The 17,103-nt window shown below is 40.5% G+C and carries 16 protein-coding genes; 5 read left to right on the plus strand and 11 right to left on the minus strand.

The genetic code is table 11. The annotated features are described in order from the left end of the window. The first annotated feature begins 10 nt into the window (after positions 1–10). The 3 genes from glpG (at position 11) to glpD (ending at position 3,450) form a co-directional block, all read left to right on the plus strand. Entirely contained in the window at positions 11–850 is an 840-nt protein-coding gene (glpG, locus tag DK857_RS04090) for a rhomboid family intramembrane serine protease GlpG (RefSeq protein ID WP_109395072.1), read from the plus strand. Between the two features lie 38 nt (positions 851–888). Further along, a complete protein-coding gene (locus DK857_RS04095) occupies positions 889–1,647 on the plus strand; it encodes a DeoR/GlpR family transcriptional regulator (RefSeq protein ID WP_006534541.1) in 759 nt (252 codons plus the stop codon). Between the two features lie 309 nt (positions 1,648–1,956). Then, positions 1,957–3,450: a glycerol-3-phosphate dehydrogenase gene (gene glpD, locus DK857_RS04100; protein ID WP_109395073.1), complete on the plus strand. Its 1,494-nt coding sequence runs from the start codon at positions 1,957–1,959 to the stop codon at positions 3,448–3,450. 116 nt (positions 3,451–3,566) lie between these two features. Here glpD and DK857_RS04105 read toward each other — a convergent pair whose 3' ends face one another. Beyond that, a complete protein-coding gene (locus tag DK857_RS04105; protein ID WP_109401608.1) occupies positions 3,567–3,926 on the minus strand; it encodes a DUF488 domain-containing protein in 360 nt (119 codons plus the stop codon). A gap of 278 nt (positions 3,927–4,204) precedes the next feature. Between DK857_RS04105 and metF the strand changes: the two genes are divergently transcribed. Next, positions 4,205–5,104 (plus strand): methylenetetrahydrofolate reductase, encoded by a 900-nt coding sequence (gene metF, locus DK857_RS04110; RefSeq protein ID WP_109401609.1) that lies wholly within the window; start codon positions 4,205–4,207, stop codon positions 5,102–5,104. A gap of 50 nt (positions 5,105–5,154) precedes the next feature. On the opposite strand, the gene DK857_RS04115 is transcribed toward metF, so the two are convergent. From DK857_RS04115 to DK857_RS04155, 9 genes are all read right to left on the minus strand, one after another. Continuing rightward, a complete protein-coding gene (locus DK857_RS04115) occupies positions 5,155–5,745 on the minus strand; it encodes a DUF4291 domain-containing protein (RefSeq protein ID WP_109401610.1) in 591 nt (196 codons plus the stop codon). 256 nt (positions 5,746–6,001) lie between these two features. Next, positions 6,002–7,006: a LacI family DNA-binding transcriptional regulator gene (locus DK857_RS04120; protein ID WP_109401611.1), complete on the minus strand. Its 1,005-nt coding sequence runs from the start codon at positions 7,004–7,006 to the stop codon at positions 6,002–6,004. 53 nt (positions 7,007–7,059) lie between these two features. After that, positions 7,060–8,577, minus strand: coding sequence for a tripartite tricarboxylate transporter permease (locus tag DK857_RS04125; protein WP_109401612.1), 1,518 nt, complete (start codon positions 8,575–8,577; stop codon positions 7,060–7,062). 19 nt (positions 8,578–8,596) lie between these two features. Then, positions 8,597–9,058 (minus strand): tripartite tricarboxylate transporter TctB family protein, encoded by a 462-nt coding sequence (locus DK857_RS04130; RefSeq protein ID WP_109401613.1) that lies wholly within the window; start codon positions 9,056–9,058, stop codon positions 8,597–8,599. A gap of 61 nt (positions 9,059–9,119) precedes the next feature. Beyond that, a complete protein-coding gene (locus tag DK857_RS04135) occupies positions 9,120–10,094 on the minus strand; it encodes a tripartite tricarboxylate transporter substrate binding protein (RefSeq protein ID WP_227003115.1) in 975 nt (324 codons plus the stop codon). A 20-nt stretch (positions 10,095–10,114) separates the two neighbouring features. Then, on the minus strand, positions 10,115–11,167 hold the full coding sequence (locus DK857_RS04140; RefSeq protein ID WP_088494293.1) for a sialidase family protein: 1,053 nt from the start codon (positions 11,165–11,167) through the stop codon (positions 10,115–10,117). Positions 11,168–11,189: 22 nt separating this feature from the next. Then, on the minus strand, positions 11,190–12,119 hold the full coding sequence (locus DK857_RS04145) for a dihydrodipicolinate synthase family protein (protein WP_099659213.1): 930 nt from the start codon (positions 12,117–12,119) through the stop codon (positions 11,190–11,192). Between the two features lie 10 nt (positions 12,120–12,129). Further along, positions 12,130–13,776, minus strand: a complete 1,647-nt coding sequence (locus DK857_RS04150; protein ID WP_075671193.1) for a signal transduction protein — start codon at positions 13,774–13,776, stop codon at positions 12,130–12,132. A 50-nt stretch (positions 13,777–13,826) separates the two neighbouring features. Then, a complete protein-coding gene (locus tag DK857_RS04155) occupies positions 13,827–15,413 on the minus strand; it encodes an FGGY-family carbohydrate kinase (RefSeq protein WP_109401615.1) in 1,587 nt (528 codons plus the stop codon). Between the two features lie 440 nt (positions 15,414–15,853). Between DK857_RS04155 and DK857_RS04160 the strand changes: the two genes are divergently transcribed. Beyond that, positions 15,854–16,282 carry a hypothetical protein gene (locus DK857_RS04160; protein WP_109395081.1) on the plus strand — a complete coding sequence of 143 codons (429 nt, stop codon included), beginning with the start codon at positions 15,854–15,856 and terminating at the stop codon, positions 16,280–16,282. A 51-nt stretch (positions 16,283–16,333) separates the two neighbouring features. Here the strand turns inward: DK857_RS04160 and DK857_RS04165 are convergent, their stop codons facing one another. After that, positions 16,334–17,086 carry an ABC transporter ATP-binding protein gene (locus DK857_RS04165; protein ID WP_109401616.1) on the minus strand — a complete coding sequence of 251 codons (753 nt, stop codon included), beginning with the start codon at positions 17,084–17,086 and terminating at the stop codon, positions 16,334–16,336. Between the last annotated feature and the right edge of the window lie 17 nt (positions 17,087–17,103).

The raw sequence follows: 17,103 nt of genomic DNA on the forward strand, positions 1-17,103 counted from the left end.
AGTTTTGTTAATGATCCACATTATTACGCTTTCTAACCCTCAAGCAGCTGATTTGTTTGTCAATTATATGACAACGAAAGGTGTGCGAATTCACACAAAAAATGAAAATCAGCAGATCTCACTTTGGTTAGAAGACCAACATCAGTTGGATATGGTTGAAAAAGAACTAAATACTTTTTTACGTGAGCCTTTTCACCCACGTTACCAAGCAGCAAGTTGGCAAACCGGAGATCCGAAAAATACGGGTATAAAATATCGCCCAGCCTTTTCGATAAAAAATATGGTGCAACGCTCAGGCCCATTAACGGTTCTGGTGGTCATTTTATGTATCCTTATTTTTATTTGGCAACAAGTAGTAGGCGATTATAACGTTATGCTCCATTTGGCATGGCCTTATAAAGAGAGCCTGAACTTTGAAGTTTGGCGCTACATCACCCCTGCATTTGTTCACTTCTCACTCATGCACATCGCCTTTAACCTTGCGATGTGGTGGTATCTCGCAAGTCAAACAGAGCAGCGATTAGGTACGGGTAAATTATTTGTCATCATGCTCGTTTCTGCGCTCTTTAGTAATTGGGCACAATCACTGTTTACAGACTCTAATTTTGGTGGACTTTCTGGTGTTGTTTACGCATTAATTGGCTATGTAGGCTTAACAGGAATACGTAATCCAGAAAAAGGTATTGGTGTTCCAACAGGCTTAATCGGCTTTTCGATTTTGTGGATTGTTGCGGGTTACATGGGCGTTTTAGGTGACTCTATCGGAAATACTGCACATTTTGCAGGCTTCCTTATCGGCTTATTGATGGCTTTGTGGGATAATCGACATCAATTATCTCGTAGATCATAATAAAATTAACATGATATTTTTAACATTAGGGGATACCTGTGAAGCAAACGCAACGACATGATGCCATCATTGAACTGGTACGCCTACAAGGCTATGTCAGCACTGAAGAACTGGTGGAGCATTTTGAAGTCAGCCCACAGACAATCCGACGTGATTTAAACGAATTAGCGGAAAAGAACAAAATCCAACGTCATCACGGTGGTGCTGCATTACCTTCAAGCTCAGTGAATACGGCTTATCATGATCGTAAAATCATGTGGTCTGATGAAAAATCACGTATCGCACAACGAGTCGCAAGCTTAATTCCTGATGGTGCAACACTGTTCATTGATATCGGTACAACACCTGAAGCCGTTGCGCATGCTTTAATTAACCACAAAAACCTACGTATCGTGACCAACAATCTCAATGTGGCAACGTTACTGATGGGCAAAGAAGACTTTCGCTTAATTCTTGCGGGTGGTGAAGTGCGTACACGAGATGGTGGTATCGTCGGTGAAGCCACACTTGATTTTATCTCTCAATTCCGTCTTGATTACGGCATTTTAGGGATAAGTGGCATCGATATGGATGGTTCTCTACTTGAGTTTGATTACCATGAAGTTCGAACTAAACGCGCAATTATCGAAAACTCACGCTGTGTAATGTTGGTGACAGACCATTCTAAGTTTGGTCGTAATGCAATGGTGAATTTAGGCAATATGAATTTGATCGACTACTTATTTACCGATCAAGAACCACCAGCAGGGATCCAAAAAATTGTTGAGCAACACAACGTTCAACTCGAATTATGTTAATTGAATAAACTCCTCAAAAAGTACCTTCTTAGGTACTTTTTTTCACCTATTTTCTACTGAAATCAATTTAACTCACTCTATTTACTCTCTTTTCTGATATGCCGACTCTCTTTTTTTATTAATACATTAACAATGTTGTTTATTTTTAATAAACACACAAAACATGTGGATATGATAATAAATTGTTATCCATATCACGCGGTTATGTTTTTTATCAGTTATATAGTTGGCATTTTCATCAAACTTCATTACAATTATGAGCGAAAACGAACATTAAAGAATTGTTTCGCGCATTCGTAGGAGGATGTTATGAAAACTCAAGACTTGATTGTCATCGGCGGCGGAATAAACGGCGCTGGAATTGCGGCGGATGCAGCTGGCCGAGGCCTTTCAGTACTTATGCTGGAAGCTCAAGACTTAGCAAGTGCGACATCTTCCGCGAGCTCTAAACTTATTCATGGTGGCTTACGTTATCTAGAACATTATGAGTTTCGCTTAGTGAGCGAAGCACTGGCGGAGCGTGAAGTATTATTACGCTTAGCGCCACATATCGCATTTCCAATGCGCTTTCGCCTGCCACATCAAGCACACTTACGCCCAGCTTGGATGATCCGTATTGGCCTATTCCTTTATGATCATTTAGGAAAACGTGTCAGCCTACCAAGCAGTAAAGGTATTAAATTCGGTGCAAACTCTGTTTTAAAACCAGAATTAACACGCGGTTTTGAATACTCAGACTGTTGGGTTGATGATGCACGTTTAGTGGTACTCAACGCACAAGAAATTGTTCGTCGTGGTGGTGAAGTACGTACCCGTACTAAAGTCACTCGCGCTTGGCGTGAAAATAATTTATGGATGGTAGAAGCACAAGATTTACGCACGGGTGAAACATCGCTCTATCAATCAAAAGCACTTGTCAATGCCGCTGGCCCTTGGGTTAAAACGCTGTTTGATGAAGGCTTAAAACTGAAATCACCTTATGGCATCCGCTTAATTAAAGGTAGCCATATTGTTATTCCTCGCGCTCATAACGAACCACAAGCTTATATTTTACAAAACGAAGATAACCGTATTGTTTTCGTTATTCCTTGGATGGATGAATTCTCTATCATCGGTACTACGGATGTTGAATATAAAGGTGATCCTAAAGATGTCGCGATTGATGACAACGAAATTCAGTACTTACTGAAAGTCTATAACGATCACTTTAAGAAGCAGTTAACTAAAGAAGATGTGGTTTGGGATTACTCTGGCGTGCGCCCATTATGTGACGATGAATCAGATTCTCCACAAGCGATCACCCGTGATTACACCTTAGATGTTCATGATGATAATGGCCAAACACCATTGTTATCTGTATTTGGTGGTAAATTAACGACTTATCGTAAATTAGGTGAACACGCTGTTGATAAACTCGTGAGCTACTTCCCTAACATGGGTAAACCGTGGACTAAAAATGGTCAATTACCGGGTGGTAATTTAGAAGGTTGTGATCGTGATGGTTATTCTCGTTTAATTCGTCAACGTCACCCTTGGTTACCAGAAGCACTGGCACTACGTTTTGCTCGCACTTACGGTAGCAACACTGAATTACTGCTTGAAGGTATTACTGATTTAGCAGGTATGGGTGAAAACTTCGGTCATAATCTGTATGAAGCAGAATTACGTTATTTAGTGAAACATGAGTGGGTTATCGAAGTTGATGATGCTATTTGGCGTCGTACCAAACTCGGCATGTGGCTAAATGACGAACAAAAACAGCGTATTAGTCAATGGTTAGCGGCAAATACACACACTGCATAAGAGTAGTAAAAATATTCTCTGACTCTGTTCGATGTTTTTATTAGCAATTTTTGTGGCGCCTAATACCGCGCCACTTTTTTTTGCTTTTTTTACCAAAACGCTCAAATTGTTCATTATTAACAGTGAGCTAATTGTTTTTCTAGAAAAGCTTTTAACACGGTTGCATTATTTTGTTGCTCATCTTTACCTGAATAAAGTAATACTAGCGGTTGCTCTTTTGCTATTACAAGAAGAGGTCGCCAATGTTCAGGAGCGCCTGTCAATTCTTCAATATAACGTTGGGTAAATTCAGTAAAATCACCGCCACCAGCATGAAACCATTTTCGTAATTCGGTCGAAGGTGCAACTTCTTTATTCCACTCATCATAATGAAAATCTGTTTTTTTCACGCCCCTTGGCCACAATCTATCCACTAATACGCGATAACCTTCATGGGTTCCCTCTTTATCGTTATACACACGCTTACAGGTGATCATTTCGCCGCCCTTCAATAAGTTAATTCATTTAATTATAGAAGAAAAATTATACAGCTTATGTATGGTGAAGTTGATTTTCTTTATAAAGAAGACTTCAACATGAAGTTTTCTCTCATTTCTATTGAATTATCCTCATCAAAAATAGGGTGAATAGTTGTTGACTAAATAACCTAATTAAGAGAATCTACATCTAGACGTCTAAATGGTTAGATGGGTAAATAAGTAGTGATACTTAAATAAGAATAACAACACAGTGACATGATTGATGAGGTACAGGTATGAGCTTTTATCACGCAAGCCAACATGAAGCATTAAATCAAAATCTTGCCGAACTTGATGGTCAGATCCAAGTTTCCTTTGAGTTTTTCCCACCTCGTACCGAAGAGATGGAAAATACTCTTTGGCAATCTCTTGCGCGCTTAAATACCTTAAAACCGAGCTTTGTTTCTGTGACTTATGGTGCAAACTCAGGCGAGCGAGATAGAACGCACTCGATTATCAAAGGAATTAAAGAGCGCACAGGATTAGAAGCTGCACCGCATTTAACTTGCGTTGATGCTAGCCGTGAAGAGCTACAACATATCGCGCAAGATTATTGGCAAAGTGGCATCCGCCATATTGTTGCCTTACGAGGCGATTTGCCAGATAACACTCAAAAACCTGATATGTACGCTACAGATTTAGTTCACTTACTCAAAGGGGTGGGTGATTTTGATATCTCGGTTGCGGCTTATCCTGAAATGCATCCTGAAGCAAAAAGCGCACAAGCCGATTTAATTAACTTAAAAAGAAAAGTAGATGCGGGAGCAAATCGCGCGATCACTCAATTTTTCTTTGATGTCGAAAGCTATTTACGTTTTCGTGATCGCTGTGTTTCAACGGGTATTGATGTTGAGATTGTACCAGGAATTTTACCTGTCACGAATTTTAAACAACTAAAACGCTTTGCGGGTTTAACCAATGTGAAAATTCCAGGTTGGATGCATAAAATGTTTGATGGGTTAGATAACGATCCTGAAACCCGTAGTCTGGTAGGTGCTTCGATTGCTATTGATATGGTGAAGATTTTAAGCCGTGAAGGAGTCAAAGACTTCCATTTTTATACACTTAATCGTTCAGAATTAACCTATGCTATTTGCCATACGCTAGGTGTTCGTCCTGAACTTGTGCAAGCCTGATCCAATCTTACAATTACCCCGCCAACTAAGCGGGGTGACATCTTGATGAATTACTCACCAAAGTGATACGATTTTTCTACTGGTAATAGGCTGTATGCGGTGTCGAGATCACCATTAGCAATACAAGCATCAATTTTACGTACCTTATCGGTAATATCCGTAATATTCACAATCCACTCTTTGCAATATTTTTCAACTGCTTGATCTCGCAAACCAATTTGGATAGTACGATAACTGAGTCGATTCAAATAAATATCACGTTCAGGATCCCACTGAATGCGGATATTACTGTTTTCTGACGCTTCTTTCCAAGCTTCAGCAGTAGTATAGCGGTCTGGATCAAAATGACTCACAACACCTTGTGTCAGCATCTCTTGAAAGCCTTCATGCGTAATATCAACCGCAAGAATAGAAGCTTGATTAGCGTCTTTACGTCCCCAACCAGAACGGTACATCATCCAAAGAAAGGAAGGTTTTACCCAAGTCATACGGGTCATACTAAAAGGGGGCGAAACAAATGTTCCGTTTGCGACTGCGCTCTGAGCAATAGTATTTGAATAGGCTTGATAAACACGAACAAAATCATTCGTATAATATGCCCTTACTTCACACTCAGGACATCGGTCAACATCATCGTTCATCTTTCTTTAATATCCTTTTATATTAATAAAATGGAACTATCCGCTTAAATTATGAGCCTCTGATTGCAGATAATCAAGAGCCCCTATTTTTGTTAAAACGAGATAAGTAGAGTAGCGCGCATTTATAAAAGTAAAAAAAAGAATAACAATAAAACGAGCAGACAAATGTTCCTATTGTGTTTTATTTATACAATGATGAGTCAATTAATCTTACTAATCGACTCACAAAGTGAGGCGAATAAGAGATTTAATTGACTCATTGAGTAGAGATTAGGCGCTCGATAAGTTGTGTTTTTATTAATGCAGGGGATTTAACTGCGGTGCCAGCTATCTTTGCAGACATGATTTCAAAGGCTTTTTCGACTAATAACGCTTCGTCTTGCTTCATTGACCACACATTATTAGGTAAAAAACTGAGCATCACATGATCATCGAAGGTACCAATATGAAGATGAGCCGGAATACTTCCTTCACGCTGACGAATAACACTCAATAAACCTTCAAGAATAGGCAATGATGAGGCAATAAAATGAGAAGGTATTTGCTGATGTTGCTCCAGATACTGTTTCATCATCTGCTCACCATCTTTAGTCGTATTATGCTCAGCATAAGAGACAGTGACACGGTTATCATCACCATAATGCCCTTTTATGGCTTGCACATAACCGCGCAAACGCGCTGCGATGGTGGGTAATAATGCATCACCCGCAAAAAAATGAATTGGCGCATCTAGCTTTATCATCGCTCTTGTCAGTTGAGCACCACTGTCACAGTTATCTGAAGCGACACAAATAGCCTCACTGACAGAGAAATCTCTATCTAAAAAAACCAATGGTTTTTGACGATGCTTCACATGATGTAGCTGATTTTTTCGGCTTGATGAGACAATGAAAATACCATCAACATTACGCTCATCCATTGATTTAACGAGTTTATTTTCATTTTTGATATCACCATAGGTACAGCTAATCGTGAGCTGACAACCAATCTGGTGACAATGCATCTCTAATTTTTCAGCCAAAGCGGCGAAGAATGGGTTAGAAAGACGAGGGATAACCAATCCGTAGGTATCTGTTTTATTGAGTTTTAAGCTTCGAGCTGCATGATTGACGGTATAACCAAACACCTCAACATAGTCCGCTATCTTCTTTTGTGTTTTTGCACTGATCCGGTATTGATCACCTTTGCCATTTAATACCAATCTGACTGTGGTAATAGACAAATTCAGGTCATTTGCAATCTGTTCAACTGTTTTTGCCATTAATATTCCATATTGATATTGCCCTCATCTTAATGATGAGGGCCAGTTAACCTTTACTGAGCAGGCTTAGCCCGGCATTTCTTCCACATCGCTTTTAACGAAGGTCCAATAATAGGTAGGATCAACGTCAGTATCGCAATACCTAAGAATGTCGCTGTAATCGGGCGTGTATACAGAATCGATAAATCACCCTGAGACATCATTAAAGCACGACGTAAATTTGATTCAGCCATCGGCCCTAAGATAATCCCGATAACCACAGGAGACATGGAGAAATCGAGCTTAATCATAATGTAAGCGAGTAACCCTGCCCCCATCATCACGAATACATCAATGATACTATGGTTCACAGAATAAGCACCTACACTACATAATACAAAGATAATTGGTACTAATACGCGACGCGGAACATCCATCACTCGAACAAAGAGTTTCATACATAAGAAACCTAAGATACCGAGGAAAATATTCGCCATCATCAAGCCAATAAAGATGCTGTTAACTTCAACTGGATTGTCAGTAAAAAGCTGAGGCCCTAATGCCAATCCTTGAACCATAAATGCACCCATGATAATGGCAGTTGCACCATCACCCGGAATACCTAAGGTCATTAAAGGCACCATGGTTCCGCCTGTTACTGAGTTTGCACCGGCTTCTGGTGCAGAAACACCCTCTGGTGAACCGTGACCAAACTCTTCAGGGTGTTTAGACCAACGTTTTGCTTCGTTATAAGAGATAAATGATGAGATATCTCCGCCTGTTCCCGGAATTGCACCAATCGTTGTGCCAATAGCAGATGAACGGAAATAAGTCGGTAACACACGTTTAAAATCAGCCCATGTCGGTAATACACGGTGAATACGCGCGTTAATTTTTTCGCTCTTCTTCTGCTTACGTTCACGGTACTCTTCTTCAAAACTAATCAAGCCTTGAGAGAAAGCGAACAGACCAACCAAGATAGGAATAAATGAAACCCCACCCATTAGGTACACAGTATCAAAGGTGAATCGAGGTCCAGATGTCATTGGATCAAGTCCAATTGTTGCAATAGCTAAACCTATCGCCCCCCCCATTAATCCTTTCACAATCGATTGCGATGATACACTGGTAATAATACTTATGCCAAATACCGCGAGTGCAAAATATTCAGCAGCAGAGAAACCTGTTGCCACTTTTGCTAATTGAGGTGCTATCACAATCAGGGCAATCGTACTAAAGATCCCCCCGAACATAGAGCCCATCGTAGATAAACCCAGCGCGCGTCCTGCTTCGCCTTTTTTCGCCATTGGATAACCATCCAATACCGTTGCAGCAGAAGCGGGAGTACCCGGCGTACTAATCAATATCGCAGTAATAGAGCCACCGTAAACGGCACCACAATACATTCCTAATAACAGGAGGATCCCAGTCATTCCTTGGAAGGAGTAAGTTAATGGGAGAAGCAATGCAATTCCCATATTCACTGTTAGTCCCGGTAATGCGCCGATAATAATACCCGCGAATACCCCTAACAGGATCATCGTTATCGTTTCCAGAGTGAAAACGACCATTAAAGCGTCTAGTATTTCCATCTCAAAGCTCCTTTACCGCTTACTCAAAAAAGACGGAGGTTGGCAGAGGTGAATTAAAGATAATGTCAAAGAAGACATAAACGGCGGCAACCATCACAACCGGAATAACAACCAGTGCAATAGGTTTTCTTTCATTCATCAGCCACATAATGACCGGGATAAGAAGCAGTGACGGAATAATAAAGCCAAAAAAGTGCAGACCTGCGGCATAGACCAGCATAAAGAGGCCTAAGCCATAAGCGCGTTTAACTGCAGTAGAACTCAGGTCAACAGACTTATGTACATGTTTGATTTTATCAACCACGATACTAATCCATTGAAAAATCCCCAGTAAAATAAATAAGATGGCAAGACCATAAGGCCAAAAACGCTCCCCAGGCACACCATAATCATCAAACATGCTCATATCACGGGAGAGATAGATAATTAGTGCCCCGAAAGCCACTGAAATCGCACCGATGATTGTATTGATTTTTGTCATGTCGGGATCTCCCCGACCCTACCTGCCGTAACAGGTAGGGTGGTTTATAATAATAGAAAAGTTATTTTTTCAGGGTTGCTGAAATTAACTCAGCATACATCTCATGGTCTTCTTTCATCATTTGGTAAGCATCGTCACCAGTGATAAATACAGGCATAATACCTTGTTTTTTCAGTGCTTCTTGATATTCAGGTTTTTGAACCACTTCAGAGAATGCGCCAACTAACTCTTTCTTCACGTTATCAGGCACATTAGCGGTTGTTGCTAATACTGCCCAAGCACGCATTTTCACGTTAGTGTCTAATTTTAATGCTTCTTTGAAAGTAGGTACTGCTGGGAATAATGGGAAACGACGCTCATCCATTACACCAAGAACACGTAGAATACCCGCATCAACTTGAGATTTAACCGCACCTGGTGTGGTTAATACGCCATCGATGTGGTTACCCACTAATGCTGCGATTGAAGGACCTGTACCTTCGTTATAAGGAATGTGGTTAAATTTAGTGCCAGTGGTACGTTCAATATTCACACCCGCTAGATGGAAAATTGCGCCCATACCTGAGTTACCCACTTTTAACTTACCTGGGTTTGCTTTAGCACCATCAATAAACTCTTGTAACGTTTTATAAGGTGAATCAGCATTAACAACTAATACGACAGGGTCAGCAATTGTTGTTGCTATTGGAGTGAAGTCTTTATAAGTAACCGGTGATTTACCTTGATGTGGGAACATAGCTAATTCAACGGTAGTCATCACTAATTTAGTACCATCTGGACGTGCATTCGCAACTTCAATCAGCCCAGTTAAACCATTACCTGCGGGTTTATTGACTGGTACGAAAATACGGCCGGCTGGCATCACATCTTTTGCAAATTCAGTAATAGTACGCGCTGAAGTATCAGTACCACCGCCCGGATTTTTCGGGATGACAACATCAATATTTTTTGTAGGATACGTTAACTGTTGGGCAACTGCGTTCCCCATGCCCAGTGTCATCGTAATCGCCAACGCTGCGAGTAGACTCTTTTTCATAAAACCCTTTCTCCACATTTTTATTGAGTAGCCATTAATTGCTGATAAACAATGTTTTTTCGATTCCAAGTAAAGGTCACGTGTAGGGTATTGTTTTCAGCAATAATAGCCGGATATGAAAATTCGCCTTCCCCATCGAGTAAATCGAATGGTTCAGACCAAGTACTGCCATTATCGGATGAAAGACTGACAGAGATAGGATAACGACGACTCCAGTTACCTGAGTTCGGGTTATACACCAATGCCAGTTGACCATCTGCGAAGGAGACGACATCAATGCCGCTATTATTATTTGGTAATATTGTTGCATAAGCTGGACACCAACTGCGCCCATAATCCGTTGAATCGCTACGATAAATAGTACCGCGCGTACTCCGCATCATGGCATGCACATGCCCAGGCCGGGATTCCCATAGTGTTGGCTGTATCACGCCATCCCATTGAAAAACGCGTTGTAGATCAGTCTCCCATAAGGCATCGTCCTTTAAACCCTGCCAGATTTCATGTTCCGCTTGCTCACCTTTATGATGTTCAATTGGAATATCTACTCGCAACCAGTGTTGACCGTTGTCACTCGAAATATCGACAAACGCATCCCAGAATTGGTCATCCTCAACCGATCCTGGTGCCAACCACTCGCCATTCGACATCACTAACACTTTATTTTTCACAGGACCTCTAGGTGCTACATCACCAGAAACCAATTCACTCGGTAAACTCCAGCTATTTCCGCCATCCTTCGAGATAACGTATTGGGTTGTCCAACTATGTACGTCGGGACCCGTTTTATAAAACAGCCAGATATTACCTGTTGATGGGTCAACATGTAAAACTGGATTCCAGTGCGCAACACCCGGATTTTTAACAACAGGTTGAGCGTGTTGCCAATGATCACCCTCTTTCATTACCAGCCAGATAGCGGTATTACCGCTACCTTCTTTATCGCCAGCAAAAAAAGCGGTTAACAAACGCTCAGAGTTAGGCACACGCACAATCGTTGAAGCATGGCAGTGATTAAAAAGTGAATGTGCATTATCAAGCACAAACTGGGTTTCCTTCATCACGAAAGGCATATTCCTACTCCTGTGTCCTAAATTAATCTAACGAAAGCCACTTCTTCATATTCTCACCCAATGCAGTCATGCTATTGACGGCAGAAGGGAAAAATGAGTTTTCAAACTGACTGCTGTTACGGGAACGGCAGACCAGCGTACTGAAGTTACCAATCAGGCGCTGATGATATTTCGCGCATGCTGGATAATCCAGTGTTTCGGTCATCGCTGCTGTTGATAAATAATCTGCTAATACCGCAGCCTGCTCTGGTTTATCCTTCCAATTCTCATAAAGCCAAACATAAAGCTCTGGATGAAAGTTTGCCATTACACCGCTATATGCCTGACATCCAGCTTGGAAGGAAGCTAATAGCGTTTGACTGTTGGCGTTTGCAAGATGCAAGCGAGTCCCTTTTGATAATGCCAAACGACGTTCTATCATCGGAAGAGAACAGCACGTATCTTTGATAAAGGTAAAGCGATTACTTTGAGCACACCACTCTACAATTTCTTCCGATAACAAGCGTTTGTAAGGATAAGGACATTCATAGATACCCAAATCAATCTCTTTTGGTACCACATTGGTTAAGACTTGCAGTGTTTCCAGCGCTTTATCATCCGACTCCCCGACTAGAGCCAAGCGATTACTGATCATTATGACGCCATCGACGCCTGTGCCAGCCATTGCCTGCAATTGTTCTTTTTGCTGACTTAATGCTGTTGCAGTATGACCAGAAGCAACTACAGGTACTCTTCCATCTGCTTTTTCAACGATAAAACGGGTGAGTGCTAGAGTTTCCTCATCACTTAAATAAAACATTTCGCTTGATTGGCAGGCGGCAAAGAGTCCATGTACACCAGAATCTATATACCAGTCTACAAGGCGCTCTAATGACGCCCAATCAATCTCCCCTTTGGCATCAAAAGGGGTTAGCATAACAGGCCAAATACCGACGTATTTTTGCTGACTCATCATCAATTCCTTACAGTAAGTTAATGGCATCGCCTGCCACTTTCACTTGGATACCTTGAGTCAGTGCTTGAGCAACAAATGCTTTTAGCACAAACGCCAATTTATCTTCATCAACATAAGCCACAGTAATGTGGTTACTTTGATGTCCCGCCATAAGGTCATCACGAGTTACGCCATCTAACGTACAGTTCAATAATGGCCATTCGTAGTTAGTTGCTTTACGGCGACGTTCAAATTCTGCTTCAGGTAACTCCACAGCCACACCTGTACCAATATGCATAATTACATCAGTACCTTCATAGTGTGCACGGCCCCATAATAAGCGCCCTGCTTTACCTTGACCTGCGATAGTTGAACCCCCTTTAGGGAAGAACATCGGAGGTTGGCGATAACCTGTTGCACCTTTTAGGCCACCTTTGAGGTGTTCAAAAGGAACAGAGCCTGAAATTTCCATATCCCAGTAGAATGTTCCTTCATACTCACTACCCCAACGAATATCATGTAGTGTGGTTTCAGCAGGTAATCCTAATGATGTTAATAAACGCCATAACATCGTTTGAGGAATAGCCGTACCCATATCCACTTCGTTGATACAAGGAATTGGTGTGTTAGGGCAGATAATCTCACCGTTTTCATCTGGCAGTGGGAAACGCGCGGTTGAACCAATCGCACCTTCAGCAAAGTCAGACGCTGGGCAACAATCTTTTAAGCCCTGCTGATATTGCACACCCACCGCTGTTAGACCAAAACGTTTTACGAAACGCGCCATAGCAATCATCATGGCGCACTGCTCCATCACTTGTTCACGAGTGAGTTCAGTTTTGTCATCTTGACCAAACATAAACGTCATCCCGTTATCTTCGTACCACTGTAAACATGCCTCTCTTAATTCTGTCGGTACTTTCGCCATTTCGACCAGTAACGCAGATTGAGAAAGGGATTCAATTGGCATACCAATATTGATCATTGCCTGTTGTGGGAAGACCCCGTTAATCATTCCCATACAGAATGTATCGAACAAACCGATTATTTCTTTATTTTTAATTATATATTCGCCGACTTTACGACCCACTTCGCCGGCTTCTGTCGCCATTACCCTGTGTGTTGGCGCAATATCTGTAAGATAGCTAAGCTTATGATTTACATAACCATATTTCAACCAAGTTGCTAAACCATCTACAAAGAATTCATCATCAAACTCTTCTGACCATAAACGTGAATAATTTTTACCTAAACTAGTCATCGTGCCCGCTAAACACAACATGCCCACCAGACCCGGCCATGTACCATCAAAGTTAGCCAGCAGTAAAATAGGGCCACGATGGTGTGCTAATGAAGACGCAATATGGTGTGAATATTGCCATGCGGTTAATAACACGATAACTGGTGCATCAGGATCGATTGCAGCAAACATATCGCAACCTTCACGCTGACTACTGATAAAACCATGACCGCGAGCTTCATTAATTTCATGAGCACGCTTCATTTTGTAACCTTGGGCTTCTAATGCTGCTGCCAGTTTATCTTCAAATTTTTTCTGTACAGGCCAGCACGTTACGTTTGCAGGCTCGCGTAAGTCTGCGTTGGTAACCATCAGGATCTCTTTCTGACCTGCTGTGATGGTTGTCGGTAATTTTGGTAGATTTAAGTTCAACATAAGATATCCCTGGTAAGGTAAACTCGGTTCATAATCGGAAAAATTAGTGGTCAATAATCTGACATCATTTCGTTATAACGCTGCTGATCTTGATACATCTGCAAATAAACTTGGTACTTGGCCTGATGGAAGGCAAACGTGTCGCTATCTGGTGTGATAATGCCACCTTCTCGCACCATTGCACTGGCAGCTTTAGAGAAATCATCAAAGGCTTTACATGCCACTGCACCTAATAATGCAGCCCCTAAATTCACTGCATCTTCTTCTTGCGCTAAATGAATTTCACGACCTGTCGCATTGGCATATTCGCGTAGCCACAATGGATTTTTCGTTGCACCACCACACATCACGATGCGATTGATTTGATGTCCAGCATCTTCAAGCGTGTCGATAATATGGCGTGTACCATAAGCAATAGATTGCAGTGTCGCGAGATAATAACGAGCCAATGCAACTCGACCACTTTCCAGCGTTAATCCGCTTACCATGCCTTTGGCTGCAGGATTTGCGCGCGGAGAACGATTGCCATGATGGTCAGCTAAAACATGAAACTGTGCTGTTGGATATTGTTCATTCTCTTCCAATTCGGCGACAGCTTCGTTTAATAAGGCATAGTAGTTAACACCTTTTTCATTTGCTTCTTGCTCTAATTCAGCCCAAGATCCATGACGGCGGATAGACCATTCAACTAACGCACCCGCAGCACTTTGACCGCCTTCGTTTAGCCATAATTCGGGTAACATCGCGCCAAAATAAGGCCCCCAAACACCGGGTACCATAATTGGATATTGGCTCACAATCATGTGGCAGTTAGACGTACCACTGATAATTGCCAAACTACCTTCAGGTTGTGATGCCGTTAATGCCAAGCCACCTGCATGTGCGTCAATAATGCCTGAAGCAACAATGACCCCCGTGTGCAAGCCAAATGCATTGGCAACCGACTCATCTAAACAACCCGCTTGTTCACCTAACGCAAGAATGGTTTGTGGTACTTTTTCTAATAATTCATCCAAACCTACATCGGCTAACAAACTCTCACTAAATTGTCCCTGATGTGCTAAATAGTTCCATTTACAGGTTAATGTACAAGTGCTTGCGACATCCCCTGATGTTGCTTTCCAAACTAAAAAGTCAGCTAAATCAAAGAATCGCCATACATTCTCATAACGCTCTGGGTAATTATTTTTTAACCACAGAATTTTTGGCAATTCCATTTCGATACTTACTTCACCACCGACATATCGCAGTGAAGGATCATTGGTGAGATTGATAGTGACTGTTTCTTGTACAGCACGGTGATCCATCCACATGATGATATCTTGTTCAGCTTTACCGCTTGGTGAAACAGAAAGCCCTTTACCGTCCTTATCCACCGCAACCAAAGAACAAGTGGCATCAAAACCAATAGATTTCACATGGATAGGATCAATAGCAGATAACGCCACCGACTCTTTTACGGTAGTGCAAACCTGCTGCCAAATATCGGTAGACGATTGCTCAACGAAATCCGTTTTTGGACGGAATTGAGCAATAGGGCGAACAGAAAAGCCCAAACGCTTTCCATTGCTATCAAATACCGCTGCACGGACACTGGCTGAGCCAACATCAACGCCAATAAAATATTGTTGTTCCATGCGAACCCTCATCATTTGCTAACGCTATGCTAATTTTTGCTACTTCGAGTTAGCAAGTTAATTCGAGCATGACGAAAAAACAATCACAATAAGATTAGTTTGTGATGTAGATCTACATAGATAATGTAATTGCATGTTTTTAATAGATATTTATTTATTTGGCTTTGTGGGTTATTTAAATGGTGTACTGAATCGATTATGTTCGTTATAAAACTAACGAACATTTAACTAATTGAATAAGTAAAATCACTTATAAAAATATTAATATCTCAACAATAAACATCCTTTTATAAAAAGATATCTCACTAATAATGAGAGATATTATTCAAAAAATAATGAAAAAAGGAAAAACAATAATATTCCTATTGCTATAGCGAGTTATTACTTTATTTTTAATAAGTTAATTTAAATTTATATATTCTTTTTTGGAGCATTTAATTATGTTGAAAAATATTGCTATCAGTCTTTCTCTGCTGTTTATTTCCTCTTCTGCTTTTTCAGCGACATTAGCAGAAAAAGAATTACACCAAAAATTTGAAGATAATATTCAATCTCGTGTTGTTGATTTAAATAAAAGCTGCGATGCCAATATAAAAGTCGCTTTTGATTGGTCTGCATTTACTACTGATGATTTAAAAACAACAGGGATTGATAGTTATTGTAGTGAGGGACTAAAAGGTGTAATAAATACCTGTGAAAGCTCTAAAATCGCACAAGAAACAGTAAAAGAAAAAATACAGAATATTACCTGCTCTAAAGCAACGCCTCGTAGTATTGAACTTAAAGAAGGTACGCTGAATTTTGGTATTGATTTCAATGCCGCAAACGATGCAAAAGCGGTTCAAGAACATTTAATGAATAATCTCTAAATAGATTATATTCGGCAAACAGCAATACTTTTAAGTATTGCTGTTTATTAATTAGATAACAGATTGAATAAGCTTTTTAGAATAATCATGAGAAACATTGCCTAAACTATTTATCTCACATAGTTCAATATTCCTACCTTGTAAAAAAAACATCACTTTATCGCAGAAATAAGCCACCGTTTGAATATCATGACTAATAAAAAGATAAGAGAGTGTAAACTCTTCTTTTAACTGTTTTAATAAATCTAATATTTGAACTTGCGTGGGAATATCTAAAGAGCTAAGTGCTTCATCTAATACAATAAGTTTTGGATAAGACGCTAATGCACGACATAAACAGACTCGTTGAGCCTGCCCACCAGAAAGTTCAAATATATAACGTGTATAGCAACTTTTAGGTAATTCTACTTTATCTAAAAAAGCAAAAATAAGTGTTTTCAATGCTTGATGGCTAATACTTGGATTAATGATTTTAATTGGCTCAGCAATAATTTCGCCTACCGTTAATGTCGGATTAACGGAAGTCATATAATCTTGAAAAACGATACTAATTATACCTTGGCGATGAAGTCGTTTTGTAACAGGCTTATTATTTAAAGCGATAGCACCACTATCAGGTAATTCTAATCCACAAATTAAACGCGCTAACGTACTTTTCCCACTGCCACTTTCCCCCACTAAACCAAAGGCTTCACTTGAATGAATATTAAAAGAGAGTGAGTCGATAACTTTCACTTTTTCACCAAATAGTGTGTTATTTTTTTGAGTATAAAACTTACTAATATTCTCAACGTTTAATAACATAAACCCTCTTTTATTAT

It is taken from the genome of Proteus terrae (assembly GCF_003144325.1).
Classification (GTDB): domain Bacteria; phylum Pseudomonadota; class Gammaproteobacteria; order Enterobacterales; family Enterobacteriaceae; genus Proteus; species Proteus terrae.

Excerpts from the sequence above, each read along its gene's own strand:
- DK857_RS04165 (WP_109401616.1), bottom strand. The coding sequence starts at position 17,086 with ATGTTATTAAACGTTGAGAATATTAGTAAGTTTTATACTCAAAAAAAT.
- DK857_RS04145 (WP_099659213.1), bottom strand. The coding sequence starts at position 12,119 with ATGAGTCAGCAAAAATACGTCGGTATTTGGCCTGTTATGCTAACCCCT.
- DK857_RS04125 (WP_109401612.1), bottom strand. The coding sequence starts at position 8,577 with ATGGAAATACTAGACGCTTTAATGGTCGTTTTCACTCTGGAAACGATA.
- DK857_RS04150 (WP_075671193.1), bottom strand. The coding sequence starts at position 13,776 with ATGTTGAACTTAAATCTACCAAAATTACCGACAACCATCACAGCAGGT.
- glpG (WP_109395072.1), top strand. The coding sequence starts at position 11 with ATGATCCACATTATTACGCTTTCTAACCCTCAAGCAGCTGATTTGTTT.
- DK857_RS04155 (WP_109401615.1), bottom strand. The coding sequence starts at position 15,413 with ATGGAACAACAATATTTTATTGGCGTTGATGTTGGCTCAGCCAGTGTC.
- DK857_RS04130 (WP_109401613.1), bottom strand. The coding sequence starts at position 9,058 with ATGACAAAAATCAATACAATCATCGGTGCGATTTCAGTGGCTTTCGGG.
- DK857_RS04140 (WP_088494293.1), bottom strand. The coding sequence starts at position 11,167 with ATGCCTTTCGTGATGAAGGAAACCCAGTTTGTGCTTGATAATGCACAT.
- DK857_RS04160 (WP_109395081.1), top strand. The coding sequence starts at position 15,854 with ATGTTGAAAAATATTGCTATCAGTCTTTCTCTGCTGTTTATTTCCTCT.
- DK857_RS04105 (WP_109401608.1), bottom strand. The coding sequence starts at position 3,926 with ATGATCACCTGTAAGCGTGTGTATAACGATAAAGAGGGAACCCATGAA.
- metF (WP_109401609.1), top strand. The coding sequence starts at position 4,205 with ATGAGCTTTTATCACGCAAGCCAACATGAAGCATTAAATCAAAATCTT.
- DK857_RS04120 (WP_109401611.1), bottom strand. The coding sequence starts at position 7,006 with ATGGCAAAAACAGTTGAACAGATTGCAAATGACCTGAATTTGTCTATT.
- glpD (WP_109395073.1), top strand. The coding sequence starts at position 1,957 with ATGAAAACTCAAGACTTGATTGTCATCGGCGGCGGAATAAACGGCGCT.
- DK857_RS04115 (WP_109401610.1), bottom strand. The coding sequence starts at position 5,745 with ATGAACGATGATGTTGACCGATGTCCTGAGTGTGAAGTAAGGGCATAT.
- DK857_RS04135 (WP_227003115.1), bottom strand. The coding sequence starts at position 10,094 with ATGAAAAAGAGTCTACTCGCAGCGTTGGCGATTACGATGACACTGGGC.